General features: G+C 74.3%; 17 protein-coding genes. 9 read left to right on the forward strand and 8 right to left on the reverse strand.

Annotated elements, in window-relative coordinates:
• The first annotated feature begins 89 nt into the window (after positions 1 to 89).
• Genes BKA18_RS08160 through cobC form a run of 7 tightly spaced genes read left to right on the forward strand, consistent with a single transcriptional unit; the run spans position 90 to position 8,412 of the window.
• Positions 90 to 1,631 (forward strand): cobyric acid synthase, encoded by a 1,542-nt coding sequence (locus tag BKA18_RS08160; RefSeq protein WP_366048487.1) that lies wholly within the window; start codon positions 90 to 92, stop codon positions 1,629 to 1,631.
• Between the two features lie 55 nt (positions 1,632 to 1,686).
• Positions 1,687 to 3,795 carry a putative cobaltochelatase gene (locus BKA18_RS08165; protein ID WP_366048486.1) on the forward strand — a complete coding sequence of 703 codons (2,109 nt, stop codon included), beginning with the start codon at positions 1,687 to 1,689 and terminating at the stop codon, positions 3,793 to 3,795.
• Positions 3,795 to 4,391, forward strand: coding sequence for a cob(I)yrinic acid a,c-diamide adenosyltransferase (gene cobO, locus BKA18_RS08170; protein ID WP_366048485.1), 597 nt, complete (start codon positions 3,795 to 3,797; stop codon positions 4,389 to 4,391). Before BKA18_RS08165 ends, cobO begins: the two co-directional genes overlap by 1 nt.
• Before the next feature lie 25 nt (positions 4,392 to 4,416).
• Positions 4,417 to 5,814, forward strand: coding sequence for a cobyrinic acid a,c-diamide synthase CobB (locus BKA18_RS08175; protein ID WP_366048484.1), 1,398 nt, complete (start codon positions 4,417 to 4,419; stop codon positions 5,812 to 5,814).
• Positions 5,811 to 6,407 (forward strand): cobalamin biosynthesis protein, encoded by a 597-nt coding sequence (locus tag BKA18_RS08180; RefSeq protein WP_429638236.1) that lies wholly within the window; start codon positions 5,811 to 5,813, stop codon positions 6,405 to 6,407. Before BKA18_RS08175 ends, BKA18_RS08180 begins: the two co-directional genes overlap by 4 nt.
• Positions 6,404 to 7,309 (forward strand): sirohydrochlorin chelatase, encoded by a 906-nt coding sequence (locus BKA18_RS08185; RefSeq protein ID WP_366048483.1) that lies wholly within the window; start codon positions 6,404 to 6,406, stop codon positions 7,307 to 7,309. The genes BKA18_RS08180 and BKA18_RS08185 overlap by 4 nt, the downstream gene beginning before the upstream one ends.
• Positions 7,310 to 7,311: 2 nt before the next feature.
• Complete coding sequence (cobC, locus tag BKA18_RS08190) at positions 7,312 to 8,412, forward strand: Rv2231c family histidinol phosphate aminotransferase CobC (RefSeq protein WP_366048482.1); 1,101 nt, start codon at positions 7,312 to 7,314, stop codon at positions 8,410 to 8,412.
• Positions 8,413 to 8,508: 96 nt separating this feature from the next.
• On the opposite strand, the gene BKA18_RS08195 is transcribed toward cobC, so the two are convergent.
• The 8 genes from BKA18_RS08195 to BKA18_RS08230 form a co-directional block, all read right to left on the reverse strand.
• Positions 8,509 to 9,528: an SCO1860 family LAETG-anchored protein gene (locus tag BKA18_RS08195; protein ID WP_429638385.1), complete on the reverse strand. Its 1,020-nt coding sequence runs from the start codon at positions 9,526 to 9,528 to the stop codon at positions 8,509 to 8,511.
• Positions 9,529 to 9,695: 167 nt separating this feature from the next.
• A complete protein-coding gene (locus BKA18_RS08200) occupies positions 9,696 to 10,232 on the reverse strand; it encodes a hypothetical protein (protein WP_366046131.1) in 537 nt (178 codons plus the stop codon).
• A gap of 29 nt (positions 10,233 to 10,261) precedes the next feature.
• Positions 10,262 to 11,698, reverse strand: a complete 1,437-nt coding sequence (locus tag BKA18_RS08205; protein ID WP_366046132.1) for an ATP-binding protein — start codon at positions 11,696 to 11,698, stop codon at positions 10,262 to 10,264.
• A complete protein-coding gene (locus BKA18_RS08210) occupies positions 11,695 to 12,387 on the reverse strand; it encodes a winged helix-turn-helix domain-containing protein (protein WP_366046133.1) in 693 nt (230 codons plus the stop codon). The genes BKA18_RS08205 and BKA18_RS08210 overlap by 4 nt, the downstream gene beginning before the upstream one ends.
• A gap of 120 nt (positions 12,388 to 12,507) precedes the next feature.
• Entirely contained in the window at positions 12,508 to 13,086 is a 579-nt protein-coding gene (locus BKA18_RS08215) for a GerMN domain-containing protein (RefSeq protein WP_366046134.1), read from the reverse strand.
• Between the two features lie 76 nt (positions 13,087 to 13,162).
• Positions 13,163 to 14,398, reverse strand: a complete 1,236-nt coding sequence (locus BKA18_RS08220) for an acyltransferase family protein (RefSeq protein ID WP_366046135.1) — start codon at positions 14,396 to 14,398, stop codon at positions 13,163 to 13,165.
• 111 nt (positions 14,399 to 14,509) lie between these two features.
• Positions 14,510 to 15,334, reverse strand: a complete 825-nt coding sequence (locus tag BKA18_RS08225; RefSeq protein ID WP_366046136.1) for an SGNH/GDSL hydrolase family protein — start codon at positions 15,332 to 15,334, stop codon at positions 14,510 to 14,512.
• A gap of 203 nt (positions 15,335 to 15,537) precedes the next feature.
• Positions 15,538 to 16,629, reverse strand: coding sequence for an amidohydrolase family protein (locus BKA18_RS08230; protein WP_359362342.1), 1,092 nt, complete (start codon positions 16,627 to 16,629; stop codon positions 15,538 to 15,540).
• Between the two features lie 609 nt (positions 16,630 to 17,238).
• Between BKA18_RS08230 and ectA the strand changes: the two genes are divergently transcribed.
• Both ectA and ectB read left to right on the forward strand, forming a co-directional pair.
• Entirely contained in the window at positions 17,239 to 17,805 is a 567-nt protein-coding gene (gene ectA, locus BKA18_RS08235) for a diaminobutyrate acetyltransferase (RefSeq protein ID WP_366046137.1), read from the forward strand.
• A 134-nt stretch (positions 17,806 to 17,939) separates the two neighbouring features.
• Positions 17,940 to 19,208, forward strand: coding sequence for a diaminobutyrate--2-oxoglutarate transaminase (gene ectB / locus BKA18_RS08240; protein WP_093482575.1), 1,269 nt, complete (start codon positions 17,940 to 17,942; stop codon positions 19,206 to 19,208).
• The last annotated feature ends 23 nt before the right edge of the window (positions 19,209 to 19,231 follow it).

Below are 19,231 nucleotides of genomic sequence, written 5' to 3' on the forward strand. Positions count from 1 at the left end.
TGCCATCGAAGGCTGAGCAGCCGTAGAGACCCGAAGTGCTGCACGTACGACTCAAGACAGCCGGAGCCCCGGCGTAGGAGGAGGACCCCGTGAACGGGCGGTCGAAGGCAGCCGGCGGGGCGGTCGGTGGTGGTCTGTTGGTGGCCGGTACGACGTCCGACGCCGGCAAGAGCGTGGTGACGGCGGGGATCTGCCGCTGGCTGGCCCGCCAGGGCGTCCGGGTGGCGCCGTTCAAGGCGCAGAACATGTCGCTGAATTCGTTCGTCACGCGCGAGGGCGCGGAGATAGGGCGGGCCCAAGCGATGCAGGCCGCCGCGGCGCGGGTGGAGCCGACCGCGCTGATGAATCCGGTGCTGCTCAAGCCGGGCAGCGACCGCAGCAGCCAGGTGGTGCTGCTGGGGAAGCCGGTGGGCGAGCTCAGTGCCCGTGGCTACCATGCGGGGCGGCAGGAGCAGTTGCTCGGCACCGTCACCGACTGCCTCGCCGAGCTGCGGCGGACGCACGACGCGGTGATCTGTGAGGGCGCCGGCAGCCCCGCCGAGATCAATCTGCGGCGCACCGACATCGTGAACATGGGCCTCGCCCGGGCCGCCCGGATCCCGGTCGTCGTGGTCGGCGACATCGACCGCGGCGGGGTGTTCGCGTCCTTCTTCGGCACCACCGCGCTGCTGTCGAAGGAGGACCAGGCGCTGGTCGCGGGGTATCTCGTCAACAAGTTCCGGGGCGATGTGACGCTGCTGGAGCCGGGCCTTGCGATGCTGCGCGGCCTCACGGGGCGGCAGACGCTGGGCGTGCTGCCCTTCGCGCACGGGCTGGGCATCGACGAAGAGGACGGACTGAGGGTGTCGCTGCGCGGCGCGGTGCGCGAGAGCATGGTGGCCCCGCCGCACGGCGCGGAGATGCTGCGGGTGGCGGTCTGCGCCGTGCCGCTGATGTCGAACTTCACGGACGTGGACGCGCTGGCCGCGGAGCCGGGCGTGGTCGTGCGGTTCGTGGACCGGGCCGAGGAGCTGGCCGACGCGGATCTGGTGGTGCTGCCGGGGACCCGGGGCACGGTCCGGGCGCTGGAGTGGCTGCGCGCGCGGGGGCTGGCGGACGCGATCGCCCGGCGGGCCGCCGAGGGCCGGCCGGTGCTGGGCATCTGTGGTGGCTTCCAGATGCTGGGCGAACTCATCGAGGACGAGGTCGAGTCGAAGGCGGGCACCGTCGAGGGGCTCGGGCTGCTGCCGGTACGGGTGCGGTTCGCGGCGGAGAAGACGCTGGCGCGTCCGGCCGGTGAGGCGCTGGGCGAGCCGGTGGAGGGGTACGAGATCCACCACGGCGTCGCCGAAGTGACCGGCGGGGACGAGGAGTTCCTGGACGGGTGCCGGGCCGGCTCCGTATGGGGCACGCACTGGCACGGCTCCCTGGAGAGCGACGGCTTCCGCCGGGCCCTGCTGCGGCGGGTCGCGGCGGACGCCGGCCGGGCCTTCGTGCCCGCCCCCGACACCTGTTTCGCCGCCCTGCGCGAGGAGCAGCTGGACCGGCTGGGCGATCTGATCGAGGAACACGCGGACACCGCCGCGCTGCTCCGGCTGATCGAGGAGGGGGTACCGGACGGGCTGCCGTTCGTGCCTCCGGGGGCGCCATGAGGGGTACCCAAGGGACGAATACGGAGCTCGACGGCGACGTGGAGGACGACACAGCATGACAACCCCGCACGACACGACCCCGCAGTACCCCTTCAGCGCGGTGGTCGGCATGGACGACCTGCGGCTGGCGCTGCTGCTGAACGCGGTGAGCCCCGCGGTCGGCGGTGTGCTGGTCCGCGGCGAGAAGGGCACCGCCAAGAGCACCGCGGTGCGTGCGCTGTCGGCGCTGATGCCGGCCGTGGACGTGGTCGGCGGCTGCCGCTTCGCCTGCGCCCCGGACGCGCCCGACCCCGGCTGCCCCGACGGACCGCACGGCACCGGCGCCGCCGAGGAACGCCCGACACGGATGGTCGAACTGCCCGTCGGCGCCTCCGAGGACCGGCTGGTCGGCGCGCTGGACATCGAGCGGGCCCTGTCGGAGGGCGTGAAGGCCTTCGAGCCGGGTCTGCTGGCGGACGCCCACCGCGGCATCCTCTACGTCGACGAGGTCAATCTGCTCCACGACCACCTGGTGGACCTGCTGCTGGACGCGGCCGCCATGGGTGCCTCGTACGTGGAGCGGGAGGGCGTCTCGGTACGGCACGCGGCGCGCTTCCTGCTCGTCGGGACGATGAACCCCGAAGAGGGCGAGCTGCGGCCGCAGTTGCTGGACCGATTCGGGCTCACGGTCGAGGTCGCCGCCTCGCGCGAGCCGGACCTGCGGGTGGAGGTCGTACGGCGCCGGCTGGCGTACGACGCCGATCCGGCCGGTTTCGCGGCGCGCTGGGCGGCCGAGGAGGACGAGCTGCGCCGGCGGATCGCCGTGGCGCGGGAGCTGCTGCCGGGTGTGACGCTGGGGGACGCGGCGCTGCGGCAGATCGCCGCGACCTGTGCCGCGTTCGAGGTGGACGGGATGCGCGCGGACATCGTGATGGCGCGCACCGCCACCGCGCTGGCCGCGTGGGCGGGGCGGACGGAGGTCCTTCAGGAGGACGTGCGGCAGGCCGCGCTGCTGGCGCTGCCGCACCGCCGGCGCCGTAATCCGTTCGATGCGCCGGGCCTGGACGAGGACAGACTCGACCAGACGCTGGAGGAGTTCGGGGCGGACGAGGGCACGGGCGGCGACGACGATCCGGAGCCGGACGGTCCGGACGACGGCCCCGGCGGGGGCGGTCCGGAGGGCGGCGGGCGCCCGCCGCAGGACGGCGGCCCGGACGAGTCGGCGCCGGGCCCCGAACTCCCGCACCAGCAGGAGCGGGAGGCCCCCCAGGAGCAGCCCGCGGCCCCGGAGCAGGCCACGGGACAGGCTCCGGAACCGGCCGCGCAGAGCGCACCGGGCGCGGGCGGCGAGAAGGCCGCGGTCGGCGCCACCGAGCCGTTCCGCACCCGGCGGCTGGACGTGCCGGGGCTGGGCGAGGGCGCGGACGGCCGCCGGTCGCGGGCCCGCACCGCGCACGGCCGGACGACCGGCGCCCGCCGCCCGCACGGCGCCCTGGGCAAGCTGCATCTGGCCGCGACCGTGCAGGCCGCGGCGCCGCACCAGCGGGTACGCGGCCGCCGCGGGCCGGGCCTGGTGGTGCGCCGCGACGATCTGCGCGAGGCGGTGCGCGAGGGGCGCGAGGGCAATCTGGTCCTGTTCGTCGTGGACGCGTCCGGGTCGATGGCGGCCCGGAAGCGGATGAGTGCCGTCAAGGGCGCAGTGCTCTCGCTGCTGCTGGACGCCTATCAGCGGCGCGACAAGATCGGCATGATCACCTTCCGGGGCTCCGGCGCCGAGCTGGCGCTGCCCCCGACGTCGTCGGTCGAGGCGGGTGCGGCGCGGCTGGAGCAGCTGCCGACGGGCGGCCGTACGCCGCTGTCGGAGGGGCTGCTGCGGGCCCATGAGGTGCTGCGGGTGGAGCGGATGCGGGATGCCTCGCGGCGGCCGCTGCTGGTGGTCGTCACCGACGGGCGGGCGACCGGCGGCCCGGAGCCGGTGGTGCGGGCCGCCCGCGCGGCCCGGCTGCTGGCCGCCCAGGGCACCGCTTCGGTGGTCGTGGACTGCGAGGCGGGCCCGGTGCGGCTGGGGCTCGCGGGCGAGCTGGCCCGTGAGCTGCAGGGCACCGCGATCACCCTCGACGAACTGCGCGCGGACAGCGTCTCCGCGCTCGTACGGACCGTGCAAGGCAACAGGAAGGCCGCGTAATGCCGCAGGGACAGCCGTCCGTCGTACCGAACGACGGGCTCACCACCCGCCAGCGCCGCAACCGCCCGCTGGTGTTCGTCCACACCGGCCAGGGCAAGGGCAAGTCCACCGCCGCCTTCGGGCTGGCGCTGCGCGCCTGGAACCAGGGCTGGCCGGTCGGGGTGTTCCAGTTCGTGAAGTCGGCGAAGTGGAAGGTCGGCGAGGAGCGGGCGCTGAAGGTGCTCGGGGAGTCCGGCGAGGGCGGCACCGTCGCCTGGCACAAGATGGGCGAGGGCTGGTCCTGGGTGCAGCGCGACATCGCCTCCAGTGAGGACGCGGCGCGCGAGGGCTGGGAGCAGGTCAAGCGGGATCTCGCCGCGGAGACCTACCGGCTGCTGGTGCTGGACGAGTTCGCCTATCCGCTGAAGTGGGGCTGGATCGACACCGACGAGGTGGTGTCGGCGCTGCGCGACCGCCCAGGTCAGCAGCATGTCGTCATCACCGGGCGGGGCGCCCCCGAGGCGCTGTTGGACTTCGCCGATCTGGTGACGGACATGACGAAGGTCAAGCACCCGATGGACACGGGCCAGAAGGGCCAGCGGGGCATCGAATGGTGACCACGGTGAAGGGGGCGAGTACGGCATGAGCGGCGGTGCGGTCCCCCGGCTGGTGATCGCCGCGCCGTCGTCGGGTGCGGGAAAGACGACCGTGGCCACCGGGCTGATGGCGGCGTTCACCGAGGCCGGGCTCACGGTGTCGCCGCACAAGGTGGGCCCCGACTACATCGACCCGGGCTACCACTCCCTGGCCACCGGCCGCCCCGGCCGCAATCTGGACGCCTTTCTGTGCGGGACGGACCGGATCGCGCCGCTGTTCCTGCACGGTGCGGCGGGCGCGGATCTGGCCGTGGTCGAGGGCGTGATGGGGCTGTTCGACGGGGCGTCGGACCGGGGCGAGCTGTCGTCGACGGCGCAGGTCGCGAAGGTCCTGCGGGCGCCGGTGGTGCTGGTGGTGGACGCCTCCTCGCAGTCCCGGTCGGTGGCCGCGCTGGTGCACGGCTTCGCCTCGTGGGACCCGGAGGTGCGGCTGGCCGGGGTGATCCTCAACAAGGTCGGCTCGGACCGTCACGAGCAGCTGTTGCGCGAGGCGATGGACTCCTCGGGGGTGCCGGTGCTCGGCGCGCTGCGCCGCGACGGGCGGGCCGGGACGCCGTCGCGCCATCTGGGCCTGGTGCCGGTCGCCGAACGGCGGGCCGAGGCGCTGGAGTCGGTGGGCGAGCTCGCCGCGCGGATCCGTGAGGGCTGCGATCTCCCGGCGCTGCTGGCGCTGGCGCACAGCGTGCCCGAACTTCCGGACACGCCGTGGGATCCGGCGGCGGAGTTGGCACCGGCGGCGGAGACGGCCGCGGCCGACCCTTCCGCCAGGCCGCGGATCGCGGTCGCGGGCGGCGCCGCGTTCACCTTCTCGTACGCCGAGCACGCCGAGCTGCTGGCCGTCGCGGGCGCCGAGGTGGTGCCCGTCGACCCGCTGCGGGACGAGCGCCTGCCGCCCGGCACCCAGGGGCTGGTGATCGGCGGCGGCTTCCCCGAGGTCTATGCCCCGGAGCTGTCGGCGAACGCGCCGCTGCGTGCGGCGGTGGCCGAACTGGCCGCCTCGGGGGCGCCGGTCTCCGCCGAATGCGCCGGGCTGCTCTATCTGTCCCGGTCGATCGACGGGAAGCCGATGTGCGGGGTGCTGCCCGCCGAGGCCCGGATGACCGAGCGGCTCACCCTCGGCTACCGGGAGGCGGTGGCGCTGCGGGACAACGCGCTGGCCGCGGCCGGGACCCGGGTGCGGGGCCACGAGTTCCACCGCACGGTGCTGGAGCCGGGGGCGGGCGCGGATCCCGCGTGGGGGCTGACGCACCCGGAGCGGCGGGTGGAGGGCTTCGTGGCCGGCGGGGTGCATGCCTCGTATCTGCATGTGCACTGGGCCGCCGAACCGGCGCTGGCCGGGCGTCTGGTGGCGAGCGCGGCGCGGATCGCCGCGGCCCGGGGATGAGCGGGCAGGCGGCCGGCGAGCCGACGGCGGCGCTGGTCGCCGGCGTCGGAGCGCGCCGCGGCGTCCCGGTCGCCGAGGTGCTGGAGCTGCTCCACGCCACGCTGGCCACGGTGGACCCGGCGGCCCGGATCGTCGCCCTGGCGACGGTGGCGGACAAGTCGGCGGAGCCGGGTCTGCTCGGCGCGGCCCGCCGACTGGGGGTGCCGTTGCGGTCGTTCCCGGCGCCGGAGCTGGCGGCCGTAGGGGTACCGGCGCCGTCCGCGGCCGCGGCGGCCGCCGTCGGGACGCCGAGCGTGGCCGAGGCCGCCGCACTGCTGGCCGCGGGGCCGGGCGCCGAACTCCTCGCCGGCAAGCGGAAGTCGGCGCCGCGGGGCCGGCCGGCGCGGGCGACCTGCGCGCTCGCCGGGCCGGCTGTAACGGATCACGGTGGGGTTACCGCTGGTAGGGAGGGAGCCGCCGAGGCCCCCTCGGGGGCTGCGGATATCGTCATGACCTCGTCCAACCCGCCCCGCCGTGGCACGGATCGGCGGACGGCGGCCGTCGGCGGCCCGGCGCCCGACAGCACAACCACCGGCACCAAGGAGACCCAGTGACCCCTCCTCCCGCACTGCTCATCGCCGGTCACGGCACCCGTGACGAAAGCGGGGCCGAGGCCCTGCGCACCCTGGTGCGTGTGCTCGGCGAGCGCCACCCCGACGTCCCCGTCGCCGGGGGGTTCTTCGGCACCTCACCGGCGTCGCTGCCGCTGGACGAGGCGGTCGACGGGCTCGTGGCGCGGGGGGTGACCCGGCTCGCGGTGATACCGCTGCTGCTCGCCCCCACCGGGCCGGTCACGGAGGCGCTGCCCGCGGCGCTGGCGCGGGCGACGGAGCGCCACCCCGGCCTCGACCACGTCTGCGGCGCCGAGCTGGGGCCGCACCCCAAGCTGCTGGACGTGCTGGAGCGGCGGCTGGACGAGGCGCTGGGCGGCGGGGCCCGCCGGCCCGAGGACCGGGCGCGGACGACCGTGCTGCTGGTGGGGCGGGGCACCGCCGATCCGCAGGCCAACGCCGAGGTGGTACGGGCCGCGCGGCTGCTGTGGGAGGGGCGCGGTTTCGCGGGCGTGGAGACCGCGTTCGTCGCCCGGACGGCCCCCGACGTGCCGGCCGGACTGGACCGGTGCCGGGCCCTGGCCGCCGCGGCGGGAGCCATTGCGGGCGGCCGGATCGTGGTCCTGCCCTACTTCTTCTTCCCCGGCGGTCTGCTGGAGCGGCTGCGGATGCAGACCGAGGGCTGGGCCGCGGCACACCCGGGCACGGAGGTGCTCGGGGCGGGGGTGCTCGGCACCCCGGCCGAGCTGGCCGAGGTGGTCATGGAGCGCTACCACGCGGCGGCGGGCGATCCGCTGCTGAGCGGCGCGCCGTGCGGGTGCCGGGCGGCGGCGGAGGACGCCCGGGAGACCGCCGGCGCGACGCGGCCGACCGCTTCTCCGGCGGCGGACACCGGGGAGCGGTGACCGTGCCGGCGCGCACCGGTTCCGCCCGGCTCCCCGCTCCCCCGGCCGCCCCGCCGCCCGAGCCCGATCTGCGGCATCACGGCGATGCCGAAGTGCGGGGCGCGGACGGCGCGCTGACGGATCTGGCGGTCAATGTCCGCACCGGCACTCCCCCGGCCTGGCTCAAGGCACGGATCGCCGCGTCGCTGGACACCCTCGCCGCGTACCCGGACGGCCGGGCGGCGCGCCGGGCGGTCGCCGCCCGGCACGGGCTGCCCGTGGAGCGGGTGCTGCTGACGTCCGGCGCCGCGGAGGCGTTCGTCCTGCTCGCCCGGGCCGTACGGGCCCGCCGGCCGGTCGTGGTGCATCCGCAGTTCACCGAGCCCGAGGCCGCGCTGCGGGACGCCGGGCACGAGGTCGGACGGGTGCTGCTCGACGCCCGGGACGGCTTCCGGCTGGATCCGGCCGCGGTGCCCGAGGACGCCGATCTGATCGTCGTCGGCAACCCCACCAACCCCACGTCGGTCCTGCACCCCGCGGACGACCTGGCCCGCCTGGCGCGGCCCGGCCGGACGCTGGTGGTGGACGAGGCGTTCATGGACGCGGTGCCGGGCGAACGGGAGGCGCTGGCCGGCCGCACGGATCTGCCGGGGCTGGTGGTGCTGCGCAGCCTCACCAAGACATGGGGGCTGGCCGGGCTGCGGATCGGCTACGTGCTGGCCGCCCCGGACACCGTCGCCGCCCTGGAGCGGGCGCAGCCGCTGTGGCCGGTCTCCAGTCCCGCGCTGGCGGCGGCCGAGGCGTGCTCCGCGCCCGGGGCGCTGGCCGAGGCCGCCGCCGCGGCCGGGCGGATCGCCGCCGACCGGGACCATCTGCTGGCCCGGCTGGCCGCGTTCGGGCAGATCCGGACGGTCGCTCCGGCGGCGGGCCCGTTCGTGCTGCTCCGACTGCCGGGCGCGGACGAGGTACGGGCCGCGCTGCGGACCCGCGGCTTCGCGGTGCGCCGTGGCGACACCTTCCCCGGCCTGGGCCCCGACTGGCTGCGGCTGGCGGTGCGGGACCGGGCCACGACGGACCGGTTCGCGGCGGCGCTGGACGACGTGCTGGGCGAGGCCCTGACGTAGGCGAGGGGTGAGGTGCGCCGTACGGGCCCGTACGGCGCACCCCGGCCGTACCCCACACCCAGTGCCCCCACAGCACCGGTGTGGTGTACGGGTCCGTCAGCCGCGGCCGCCCTGCGCCGCGGCGCCACGACGCCGGCGGGCGTAGCCGATCGAGCCGGCCCCGGCCGCGACCAGCAGGGCCGCGCCACCGGCGAGGTACGGCGTGGCCGAACTGCCGCCGGTCTCCGCGAGGTTCTGGCTGCTGCCGGGCCGGGTCCCGGCCTGGTGCACCTCGGTGCCCCCGCCGGCCGGCTTCGTGCCCCCGCCGCTCTGACCGCCCGTCTGACCGCCGGCCTGGCCGCCCGTCTGGCCACCACTCTGACCGCCACTGGTGCCGCCGGAGCCGTTGTCCCCGGGCGCCGTGCCGCCCGGTGCGGTGCAGCCGGCCCGGACCAGCGTGACCCGGCCGTGCACCTCGGCGACGTTCAGCCGCAGCGGGTTGAGGGAGACCTTCAGCTCCAGCGCGGTGGCCGCGGCGCTCTTGGACGTGACGCTCTTGTGGGACAGGTCGAGCCGCACCTCGCCCACGCCCGGCACCTTGACGTCCGTCGTCCCGCCCGCCGTGAGCGTGACCTTCTTGCCCAGGACGCGGACCGGCCCCAGCACGTTGGACTCGGCGCGGGGTCGCTGCCCCGCCTCGCACACCGCCTTGGCGGTGACCTGCTGCGCCTCGATCAGGGACAACTGCGGCGGCAGACCGGGCAGATGGACCTTGGCCCGCACGAGGTTGGCGTAGCCCTCGGCCTGGTGGCGGTCGGCGGTGCCCCGGGCGGTGGCGGCATCGGCGCGCAGCACGCTGAACGGCTTGCCGTGGTCGAGGCCGTCGAGGCTGACGGTGAGCGCGGTCTTCGAGGCGGAGGCCGGGGCGTGCACCTCGTTCAGCACGGCGTTCAGCGGCACATCGAGCGTCTTGTGGAGCAGCCCGACGTTCAGGCCGGTGCGCAGCACGACCGCGTCGGCGCTCCCGCGGGCCGGGCCGTGACCTCCGGTGGCATGGGCGGGCACGGCGCCGAGCAGCAGGGCGGGGCCGGCCGTGAGCGCGGTGGCGACGAAGGTCGCGGCGAGGCGTCGGGGCATGCCGAAGGAACGGGCGGAACTGGTGGACACGTGTGTGGAACCCTCACAGGAGAAATGGAGCCGCCGGCCGCGCCAATGGGGGACATCACGCGGGCCGGCGACATCGACCCGCACATCGTGTCCGCACCGACGGTGAACGGGGAGCCACCCGCAGTCAGTTCACCCTATTAGGTGGTTTCCGCGTCTCTATTCGATTCGGGTGGTGCGGGGCCCCGCCCTGAGCCCGGGTTCAGCTCACAGCGCTGGGTGTCCGTGGCGCCGCCCGGCGTGCGCCGCACCCGTACGTCCACCTCGCCGGTCCGGGTGCCGTCCGCCGTGCCCACCGCGTCGGCGGCCGTACACACCAGCTGGCGCAGGGCCGTGCGGCTGGTCCCCCACCCGCGGGGCACGAGGACGTCGACGCTGCCGCGCCGCTGCCCGGTGACCGTCGGCGCGGGGGCGTCGGGCGGTACGAAGCTGATCAGGCCGCGGGCCCGCTCGGCCTCGTCAGGGCCCTCCCGCAGGCGATTCAGGGCGTCCTGCGGGGAGTTGGGGCCGCGGTCGAGGCGGGAGACGCGTTCGAGTCCGAGGGGCGAGGAGAAGTACACGTGCACGACGTCCGCGGGCCGCGCCGGCTCGGGCAGTCCGGCGGCCGGGGGGCCGGCCCGCGCGGGTCCGCTGTCGGTGATGCCGCAGGCGCCGACCAGCGCAAGGGGAGCAAGCACGAGCGGCACAAGGATTCCCGGGAGCCGTCTCACACCGGGTCCCACGGCAGGGTCAGGGTGAACACCGCACCTCGGTCGGGGGCGTTGGCGGCGGTGAGGGTGCCGCCGTGCAGCCGGGCGTTCTCGGCGGCGATGGCCAGGCCCAGCCCGCTGCCCTCGCTGCGGGTGCGGGCCGCGTCGCCCTTGGTGAAGCGGTCGAAGACATGCGGCAGGACGTCGTCGGGGATGCCCGCACCGCCGTCGGCGACGGTGAGGACGAGCGCGTCCGCGCCGGCCCGGGCCCGCAGCCGCACCGGCGCCGACGTGCCGCCGTGGCGCAGGGCGTTGCCGAGGAGGTTGGCCAGGACGACATCGATGCGGCGCGGGTCGAGGCGGGCGCGCAGGCCGTCCGGTACGGCGACCTCGACCCGGTCCTGCCAGTGGCGCAGCGCCAGCGTCTTGCGGACGAGTTCGCCGACATCGATCTCGTCGAGGTCCAGCACGGCGGCACCGGCGTCGAACCGGGAGATCTCCATCAGGTCCTCGACCATGCGGGCGAGTTTGCGGGTCTCGTCGGCGACCAGCGTCAGCGCCTCCGAGGTCTCCGGGTCCAGCCGGCCGGAGGCGGCGTCCTCGTCGAGCACCCCGGTCACGGCGGTCATCGCCGCGAGCGGGGTGCGCATCTCGTGCGAGACATCGGCGGCGAACCGGCGGGCGCCCGCCTCCATGCGCCGCAGGGTGGTGGCATCGGCCTGCAGGGTCGCGGCCATGGTGTTGAAGGTGCGTCCCAGATCGGCGAGTTCGTCGTCGCCGGTGACGTCGATACGGGTGTCGAGCGCGCCGGCCGCCATGGACTCCGTGGCGGAGCGCAGTTGCCGCACCGGGCGCAGGACGCGGCGGGCGGCCAGCAGCGCGGGCACGAGGGAGGCGAGCACGACGGGCAGGGCACCGGCGCGTGCCGCGGCGACCAGCGAGGAGACATCGCGCTGCTCGGATGCGAGCGAGAACGAGGCGTAGACGACGAGTCCGGACGGCTGGGACGGGCGGTCGGCGGAGGCGACGGGCAGCGCGACGGCGAGCCGAGGATCCCCACCGCGGTGGAAGCGCTGCACGACGGCGTCGCGGGCCGTCCCCGCGGCGCTGCGCAGCTCCTCGGGGACGGCGGGGGCGGGGGTGGTGGTGGCGACGAGCGGGCCGCTGCGGTACGCGGCGGCGGTGCGCCAGTCGCGCGCGCCGCCGGCCCGGTCGAGCTGGAGCGTGAGGTCGCGCAGATCCGCGTCGGTGGGCCGGGCGGGCAGGTCGGGCGCGAGCGAGTCGACCTGGTCGCGCAGGTCGTGCACGGCGCTGTCCTGGGCGCGGGCCAGGATCGCGGTGCGCGCCTGGTGGTAGGTGAGCGCGGCGGTGGTCAGGGCGCTGAGCGCGGACACCAGGAGGAAGCCGACGACGAGCCGGGTGCGCAGGCCGCGGGGGATCAGGCGGCGCGTCACAGCGGGCCGAAGCGGTAACCGAAGCCGCGCACCGTCTGGACGTAGCGCGGGGAGCGCGGATCGTCCTCGATCTTGGACCGCAGCCGCATCACACACGCGTCGACCAGGCGGGCGTCACCGTAGTAGCTGTGTTCCCAGACCTGTTCGAGGAGTTGTTGACGGCTGAAGGTCTGCTGCGGCGAGGCGGACAGGAACAGCAGCAGCTTGAGTTCCGAGGGCGCCAGCACGAGGTCCTGGCCGTCCTTGTGCACCTGCAGACCGACCCCGTCGATGGTGAGGTCGCCGTAGGTGCGGCACCGCTCGCGCGCCCCCGCGGGGGGCTGGGCAGGGGCCACGCGGCGCAGCACCGCGCGCATCCGGGCCTCGATCAGCTCACCGCTGGCGGGTTTGACGACATAGTCGTCGGCACCGGCCTCCAGGCCCACGACGACATCGATGTCGTCGCCGCGCGCGGAGAGGATCACCAGGGGCACCTGGCTGGTCTCACGGATGCGCCGGCAGACCTCCAGGCCGCTCATGCCGGGCAGCATCAGATCGAGCAGCACGATGTCCGGCGCGAAGGGCACGAGCGCGGCCAGGCCGTCCTCGCCGGTGCCGACCGCTTCGGTCTCGTGGCCGCGGCGGCGCAGGCCCAGGGAGACCCCGCGGCGTACCGCCGGATCGTCCTCGATCAGCAGGACGCGTGTCATGGCCGGGGCTCTCCTCTTCGTCGGTCGGCATATCCGCCCCTATCGGGACAGATGCGGGAAAAGCTACCTATCTGGGGCAGCGGTGGTCGCCGGGGCGGGGCGCACGGGCGCAGGCACGGGTCAGCGGGCCGCACGGACGGCCTCCACGGGGGCGGCCGCGCCGGTCTCGTCGCACCTCACCGGCCAAGGGCTCTCGCCCTTCGGGGACAGCCCTGATTCATGGATCCGTACGACCACGTCCACCGGGCGCTTGTGGCCCGGGATGCCCGGCGCCGCGGCGGCCGTGCACACCAGCTGGCTCACCGCCGCCGTCGCCAGCTCCGACACCACCCACGGCAGATACAGGTCGACCGCCCCCGGTGCCGCCTGGGCCCGGACCTCGTGCGGGCCGGCCGGCAGCGCCGTGACCAGCCCGCGGGCCCGTTCGGCCCGGGTGGGCCCGGCCAGCAGCGCGTTCAGCGCCGTCTGCGGTCCGGCGCCGGGCGGCGCGGGCCGGGCGACGGCCCAGGTGCCGTTCGCGGTGAGGAAGTAGGCCCGCACCACCGGCCCGCCGGCCGTTCGCGCCCCTCGGGCCGGCGCACCGGCCGCCGCCGGCCCGGCGTCCGTGACCCCGCAGCCGGCGAGCGCCACGACCGCGACCACTACGGCGGCCGTCGCCGGCCACCCGCCCCCGCGGCGCACGGCACGCCTCATCCGCATGCCGCCCACTTCCTCCGCATATTCCGCATTCGCCCAGTCTCTCCTCCGTGCCGGGGCCGGCGCCGTACGCCGCCGCCTACGGCGACATCAGCCGGTTCACATCCACCGTTCCGGCCCCCAACTGCGGCCGCGGGATGACCGTCCACACCCCCGCCGCCACGACGGCCGCGGCGGTGAGCGCCACCAGCCCCCGGCGCCCGGTGGCCCACCGCGCCCGGAACCGCACCGGGTCCTCCACCAGCAGCTTCGACAGCACCGCGGCCAGCAGCGACAGGCCGATCGCCAGGGCGGTACGCGCCCATCCGCCGACGCCGAAGACCTCCTGCGGCAGCAGCAGATACACCGGCCAGTGCCACAGGTAGAGGCTGTACGACAGCTCCCCGAGCCGACGGGGGACGGCGCTGCCCAGCACCCGCCCGGCATAGCCGCCCGGCGCCGCGGCGAGCAGCGCGATGAGCACGGCGGCGGCCAGCGAGTGCGCGCACAGCCCGCCCTGGAAGAGGCCGGGTGCGTTCTGGCCGCCGGTCAGCGCCCACGACGCCACCAGCCCGCACACCAGCAGCGCGCACACCCCGTCGGCGACCGGTCCCGGCACCCGGGCGGCCGACCGGCGCACCGGCGCGGTCGCCGCCAGCGCGCCGAGCAGCAGCGCGAAGGCCCGGGTGTCGGTGCCCTCGTACGCCCGCGTGGTGTCCACCGCATTGCCGAGCTGGATCATGAGCGCCAGCGACGCGAGCGCGCCCGCACCGGCGAGGACGGCGACCCGCCGCGCACCGCCCCGGCCGCGGCCGGCGACGGCGACCACCAGCGGCCACACCAGGTAGAACTGCCACTCCACGGCGATGCTCCACAGGTGCGAGAAAAGGCGGGTGTCGGAGGCGTCGAAGTATCCGACCTGTTCGGCGATGAAGTGCCAGTTCACCGCCTGCGCCGCGGCCCACGGCGCATCGTCGAGCGCGAAGCCGAGCAGGGACGGCGGCCCGGCCGCCCAGGCGAGCAGCAGGGCCGCGGTGCCCATGACGGCCAGCGCCGGCAGCAGACGGCGCGCCCGCCGCGCCCAGAAGACGCCCAGGTGGATCCGGCCCCGCTCCTGCACCTCCCCCAGCAGCAGCCCCGTGATCAGGAAGCCCGACAGGACGAAGAACAGGTCGACACCGAGGAAGCCGCCGCCCAGGTAGCCGGCGTGGAAGAGCAGCACGGCGGCGACGGCCAGGCCGCGCAGCCCGTCGAGCGGGGCGACATGGGCGCGGCCGGGAGCGCGCCCGGGGCGGGGCCGGCGGTGCACGGGCCGTGCGGGAAGGGTGTCAGCCATGGCGGAGTCCTCGGCGGACCGGCGGCCGGTGCGGGCACCTCGGCAGGTCCGCCACGTACGAAGCGGGAAGGAGACGGTGCGCCGGAACCGGCGCGGGGGCCACCGGGGGTGTCAGCCGCACTTGAGCGGCACGTACCGCTTGCTGCCGGTCCACGAACCCTTCGCCCACTTCTCCGGCGCGGCCGGGGTGAAGCCGTCCTGCCTGCCGAGCTGCTCGGTGAACCACTTGGCGAAGGCGGCCGAGCCCTGCTGGCAGGAGTGGATGCCGTCCGGGGAGCGCTGGGCCCGCCGACCGGCGCTGTCGGTGCCCCACAGCGGGGTGGCGTCGAGGAAGTGCACCTTGCCGCCGCTCTTGTCGGCGACCTCCTTGGCCGCCTTCGGCGCGCTCTTGATCGCACCCTCGTACTTCTTGTAGAAGTCGTCGATCTTGAACGGCGGCGCGGAGACGAGGTCGAGCTCGGCACCGGCGTCCCGTGCGGTCCTCGCGAGCTTCTCGTACGCGGCACGCTGCTGCGCGGGCGTGCCCCAGTCGTACGAGGTGAGCTGGTAGGCGATCACGTCCGGCCGGAACGACGCGAGGTGCTTCTTCAGGTCCTTCCACGTCGCCTGTGCGATCGAGCCGGCCATTTTGTCGCCCTCGACGACCGTGCCGCCGCCGTCGGAGGACGCGTCCTTGAAGCGCTGGCCGCTCGCCTGGAGCGCCGCCTCCAGGGGCGGGGCCTCGGCGCCGGCGATGGAGTCCCCCATCCACAGCACCTTCTTGCCGGTCTTCTGCTGCTGCGCGGACGAGTCCGCGTCCGCCGCCCCGCCGCCGGATCCGCCATTGCAGCCGGCCAGGGCGGCAGTGCCACCCACGGCGACCAGGACGACAGTGGCAAGGACGGCCGGGCCCCGGCGACGGGGGGACGTGCGATGAGGACTGGTTTCAGGGTTCATGTCCCCTACGAAACCAGCAGAAATCGCCGGTCAGCGGGGTCGTCATCGGTTGCTCACACGACGGGGATCAGGCCGTCATGCAACGCGGTCCGGCCCGGCCGCTGTGGTGGGCGGGACCGCCGGGCCGCCGTAGGGGCGGCCGCCCGGCCGTGCGCGGCGGGGCTCCCTAGGGCCTGTCCGACCCTGACCCCATCGGACACCCCCTAGCCCACGACCTCCCCGCGCAGCACCACCCGCCGGGGCGCGGCCAGCACCCGGACGTCCTCGCGCGGATCGCTCTCGTAGACCACCAGGTCCGCCGAGGCGCCCTCCGTGAGGCCGGGGCGGCCCAGCCAGTCCCTGGCGCCCCAGGTCGTGGCGGAGAGGGCCGCCACGGCGGGCAGCCCGGCCCGGGTCAGCTCGACGACCTCCTCGGCGACCAGCCCGTGGGCGAGCGAGCCGCCGGCGTCCGTACCGGCGAAGACGGGCACCCCGGCGTCGTAGGCCGCCCGTACGGTGTCGTAGCGGCGCGCGTGCAGCCGCCGCATGTGGTCCGCCCAGCGCGGGAACTTCGCCTCGCCGCCGTCCGCGAGGAGCGGGAACGTGGCGATGTTGACGAGCGTGGGGACGATGGCGACGCCGCGCTCGGCGAACAGCGGGATGGTGTCCTCGGTGAGACCGGTGGCGTGCTCGATGCAGTCGATGCCGGCCTCGACGAGCGGGGCCAGGGAGTCCTCCGCGAAGCAGTGGGCGGTCACCCGGGCCCCCAGCCGGTGGGCCTCGGCGATGGCCGCCTCGACCGCGCCCCGGGGCCAGCAGGCCTCCAGATCGCCCGTGGAGCGGTCGATCCAGTCGCCGACGAGCTTGACCCAGCCGTCGCCGCGGCGGGCCTCCCGGGCGACGTACGCGACCAGGTCCGCGGGCTCGATCTCATGGGCGTAGTTGCGGATGTAGCGCTTGGTACGGGCGATGTGGCGGCCGGCGCGGATGATCCGCGGCAGGTCCTCGCGGTCGTCGATCCAGCGGGTGTCGGAGGGCGAGCCGGCGTCGCGGATCAGCAGGGTCCCCGCGTCACGGTCGGTGAGCGCCTGTTTCTCGCTGGTGGCGTCGTCCACCGGGCCGTGCGCGTCCAGGCCCACATGGCAGTGGGCGTCCACCAGGCCCGGCAGCGCCCAGCCCGTCACGGTGGTGGCATCCCGTGCCATCGTCGGCCGGTCGAAGGTGACCCGGCCACCGACGACCCACAGCTCGTCGCGGACCTCGTCCGGCCCGACGAGTACCCGCCCCTTGAGGTGCAGCACCGCACCCTCACTCATCGACGTCATACCGGCACTTTAGGCGCCGTGGTGCGGTGGGCCCACGCCGCTGCCGCAACGGGCCGGCGGGCGCTTTCGCGCGGCCGCCTCCCCGGGAACCCGGCGCATTGCCCGTGCATTTGGCCGCGCTCTCTCCGCGCTCTCTCCGTGATCGGTCGACATACGTTCCGTGTCCGGTTCCGGGAACGTTGTGCACACGTTCCGTGTCCGTTCTCAGGGGTCGGCCAACATCATCTCGCGCGTGGTGTTCCAGGTCTTGTCACGGACTTGTCGCTCAGGTTTCGATGGGCTTACGCCGAGCCTTCGGGCGACGAATTCCCAATTCCCTTGCGGTACAGCTTCCCGTATTCTTCTGCCCGCTTTTCCGCACCTCAAACGCCAAGATTTTGCTAGTGGCAAGTACCGTAATTCGGACGCATCTCTTGGGTGTTACGGAGCTGTGACCGACTACACAACGTGTCCGTTTCGCCCCGAACATCCTGGTCAAATCGTGACATTTTACGGTGGCATCGCGCGGACGGGCGCCCCCGCGCGATAACACATCTTCGCCGCTTCCGTAACCCCTGCCCGCGATGCAATTTCCTTTTTCCCTGGGTAAATTTAATTCCCATGACCGCCGCACAAGCAGACCATGCAGGTGCCCGAAGCGATTTGAGAGAATTTCCGGAGGGCTTCAAGCTCGACACCCCACGAGTGGAGGACGGAGCCGCGATCTGGCGCATCGCCCGCGACTCCAAGGCGCTGGACCTCAACTCCTCCTACAGCTACCTCCTGTGGTGTCGCGACTTCGCCGCCACCTCCGTCGTCGCGCGCGACGCGAAGGGTGAGCCGGCCGCCTTCGTCACCGGATACATCCGCCCCGAGCGCCCGGAAACGCTCGTCGTCTGGCAGGTAGCCGTCGACGCCGCGCACCGTGGCCAGGGGCTGGCGGCCGCACTCCTGGACGGGCTCACCGCCCGTGCCTCGGACACGCTGGGCGTACGTTTCGTCGAGACCACCGTCACCCCCGACAACGACGCATCGAACCGGTTGTTCGCGTCCTTCGCCGAGCGGCACTCGGTGCCGATCAAGCGCGAGGTGCTCTTCGACGCAGGGCTGTTCCCCGAGCAGGGCCACGAGCCGGAGGTGCTCCACCTCATCGGCCCGTTCCCCCCACCGGCCCGCTCAGGGCACTGACCGAGCCCGAGGGCCGCGCGGCCACCGCGCCGCAGCGGCCATGCGGATCCGGCACCACACCCCGCGACACCCGCCGGCACCGCCCAGCCCCACAGACTTCCCATCTTTCGCCACTCATCTCCCAGGAGCATGCTGTGACCATCACCCAGCCCGATCTGAGCGTCTTCGAGACCGTGGAGTCGGAGGTCCGCAGCTACTGCCGTAGCTGGCCCACCGTCTTCGACCGTGCACAGGGCAGCCGCATGACCGACGAGGACGGTCACACCTACCTCGACTTCTTCGCCGGCGCCGGCTCGCTCAACTACGGCCACAACAACCCCGTACTCAAACGCGCTCTGATCGACTACATCGAGCGGGACGGGGTCACCCACGGCCTGGACATGTCCACCACGGCCAAGCGGGCGTTCCTGGAGTCGTTCCAGAACATCATCCTGCGGCCGCGCGACCTGCCCTACAAGGTCATGTTCCCGGGCCCGACGGGCGCCAACTCCGTCGAGGCCGCGCTGAAACTGGCCCGTAAGGTCAAGGGCCGCGAGTCGATCGTGTCCTTCACCAACGCCTTCCACGGCATGTCGCTGGGCGCGCTCGCCGTCACCGGTAACTCCATGAAGCGGGCCGGCGCCGGTATCCCGCTGGTGCACGGCACCCCGATGCCGTTCGACAACTACCTCGACGGCACCTACCCGGACTTCCTGTGGTTCGAGCGGCTGCTGGAGGACCAGGGCTCCGGTCTGAACACCCCCGCCGCCGTGATCGTCGAGACGGTCCAGGGCGAGGGCGGCATCAACGTGGCCCGGCCCGAGTGGCTGCGCGCCCTGTCCGACCTGTGTGAGCGCTGGGACATGCTGCTCATCGTCGACGACATCCAGATGGGCTGCGGCCGTACGGGTGCCTTCTTCTCCTTCGAGGAGGCGGGCATCGTGCCGGACATCGTCACCGTCTCGAAGTCCATCAGCGGCTACGGCCTGCCGCTCGCGCTCACCCTGTTCAAGCCGGAGCTGGACATCTGGGAGCCGGGCGAGCACAACGGCACCTTCCGCGGCAACAACCCGGCCTTCGTCACCGCCGCCGCGACGCTGGACACCTACTGGGCCGACGGCCAGATGGAGAAGCAGACTCTCGCCCGCGGTGAGATCGTCGAAGCACACCTGAAGGCCATCGCCGAGGAGCACCCGGACGCCATCGCCGAGTACCGCGGCCGCGGTCTGGTGTGGGGCCTGGAGTGCAACGACAAGCCCCTGGCCGACAAAATCGCCAAGCGCGCCTTCGAGCTGGGTCTGCTGATCGAGACCTCCGGCCCGGAGAGCGAGGTCGTCAAGCTGCTTCCGGCCCTGACGACCACCCCCGAGGAACTGGACGAGGGTCTGCGCATCCTCGCCCGCGCGGTCCGCGACTGCGCCTGATCGGCCCAACGGCCCTCAGCGTT

It is taken from the genome of Streptomyces auratus (assembly GCF_050433025.1).
GTDB classification, from domain to species: Bacteria; Actinomycetota; Actinomycetes; order Streptomycetales; family Streptomycetaceae; genus Streptomyces; species Streptomyces sioyaensis.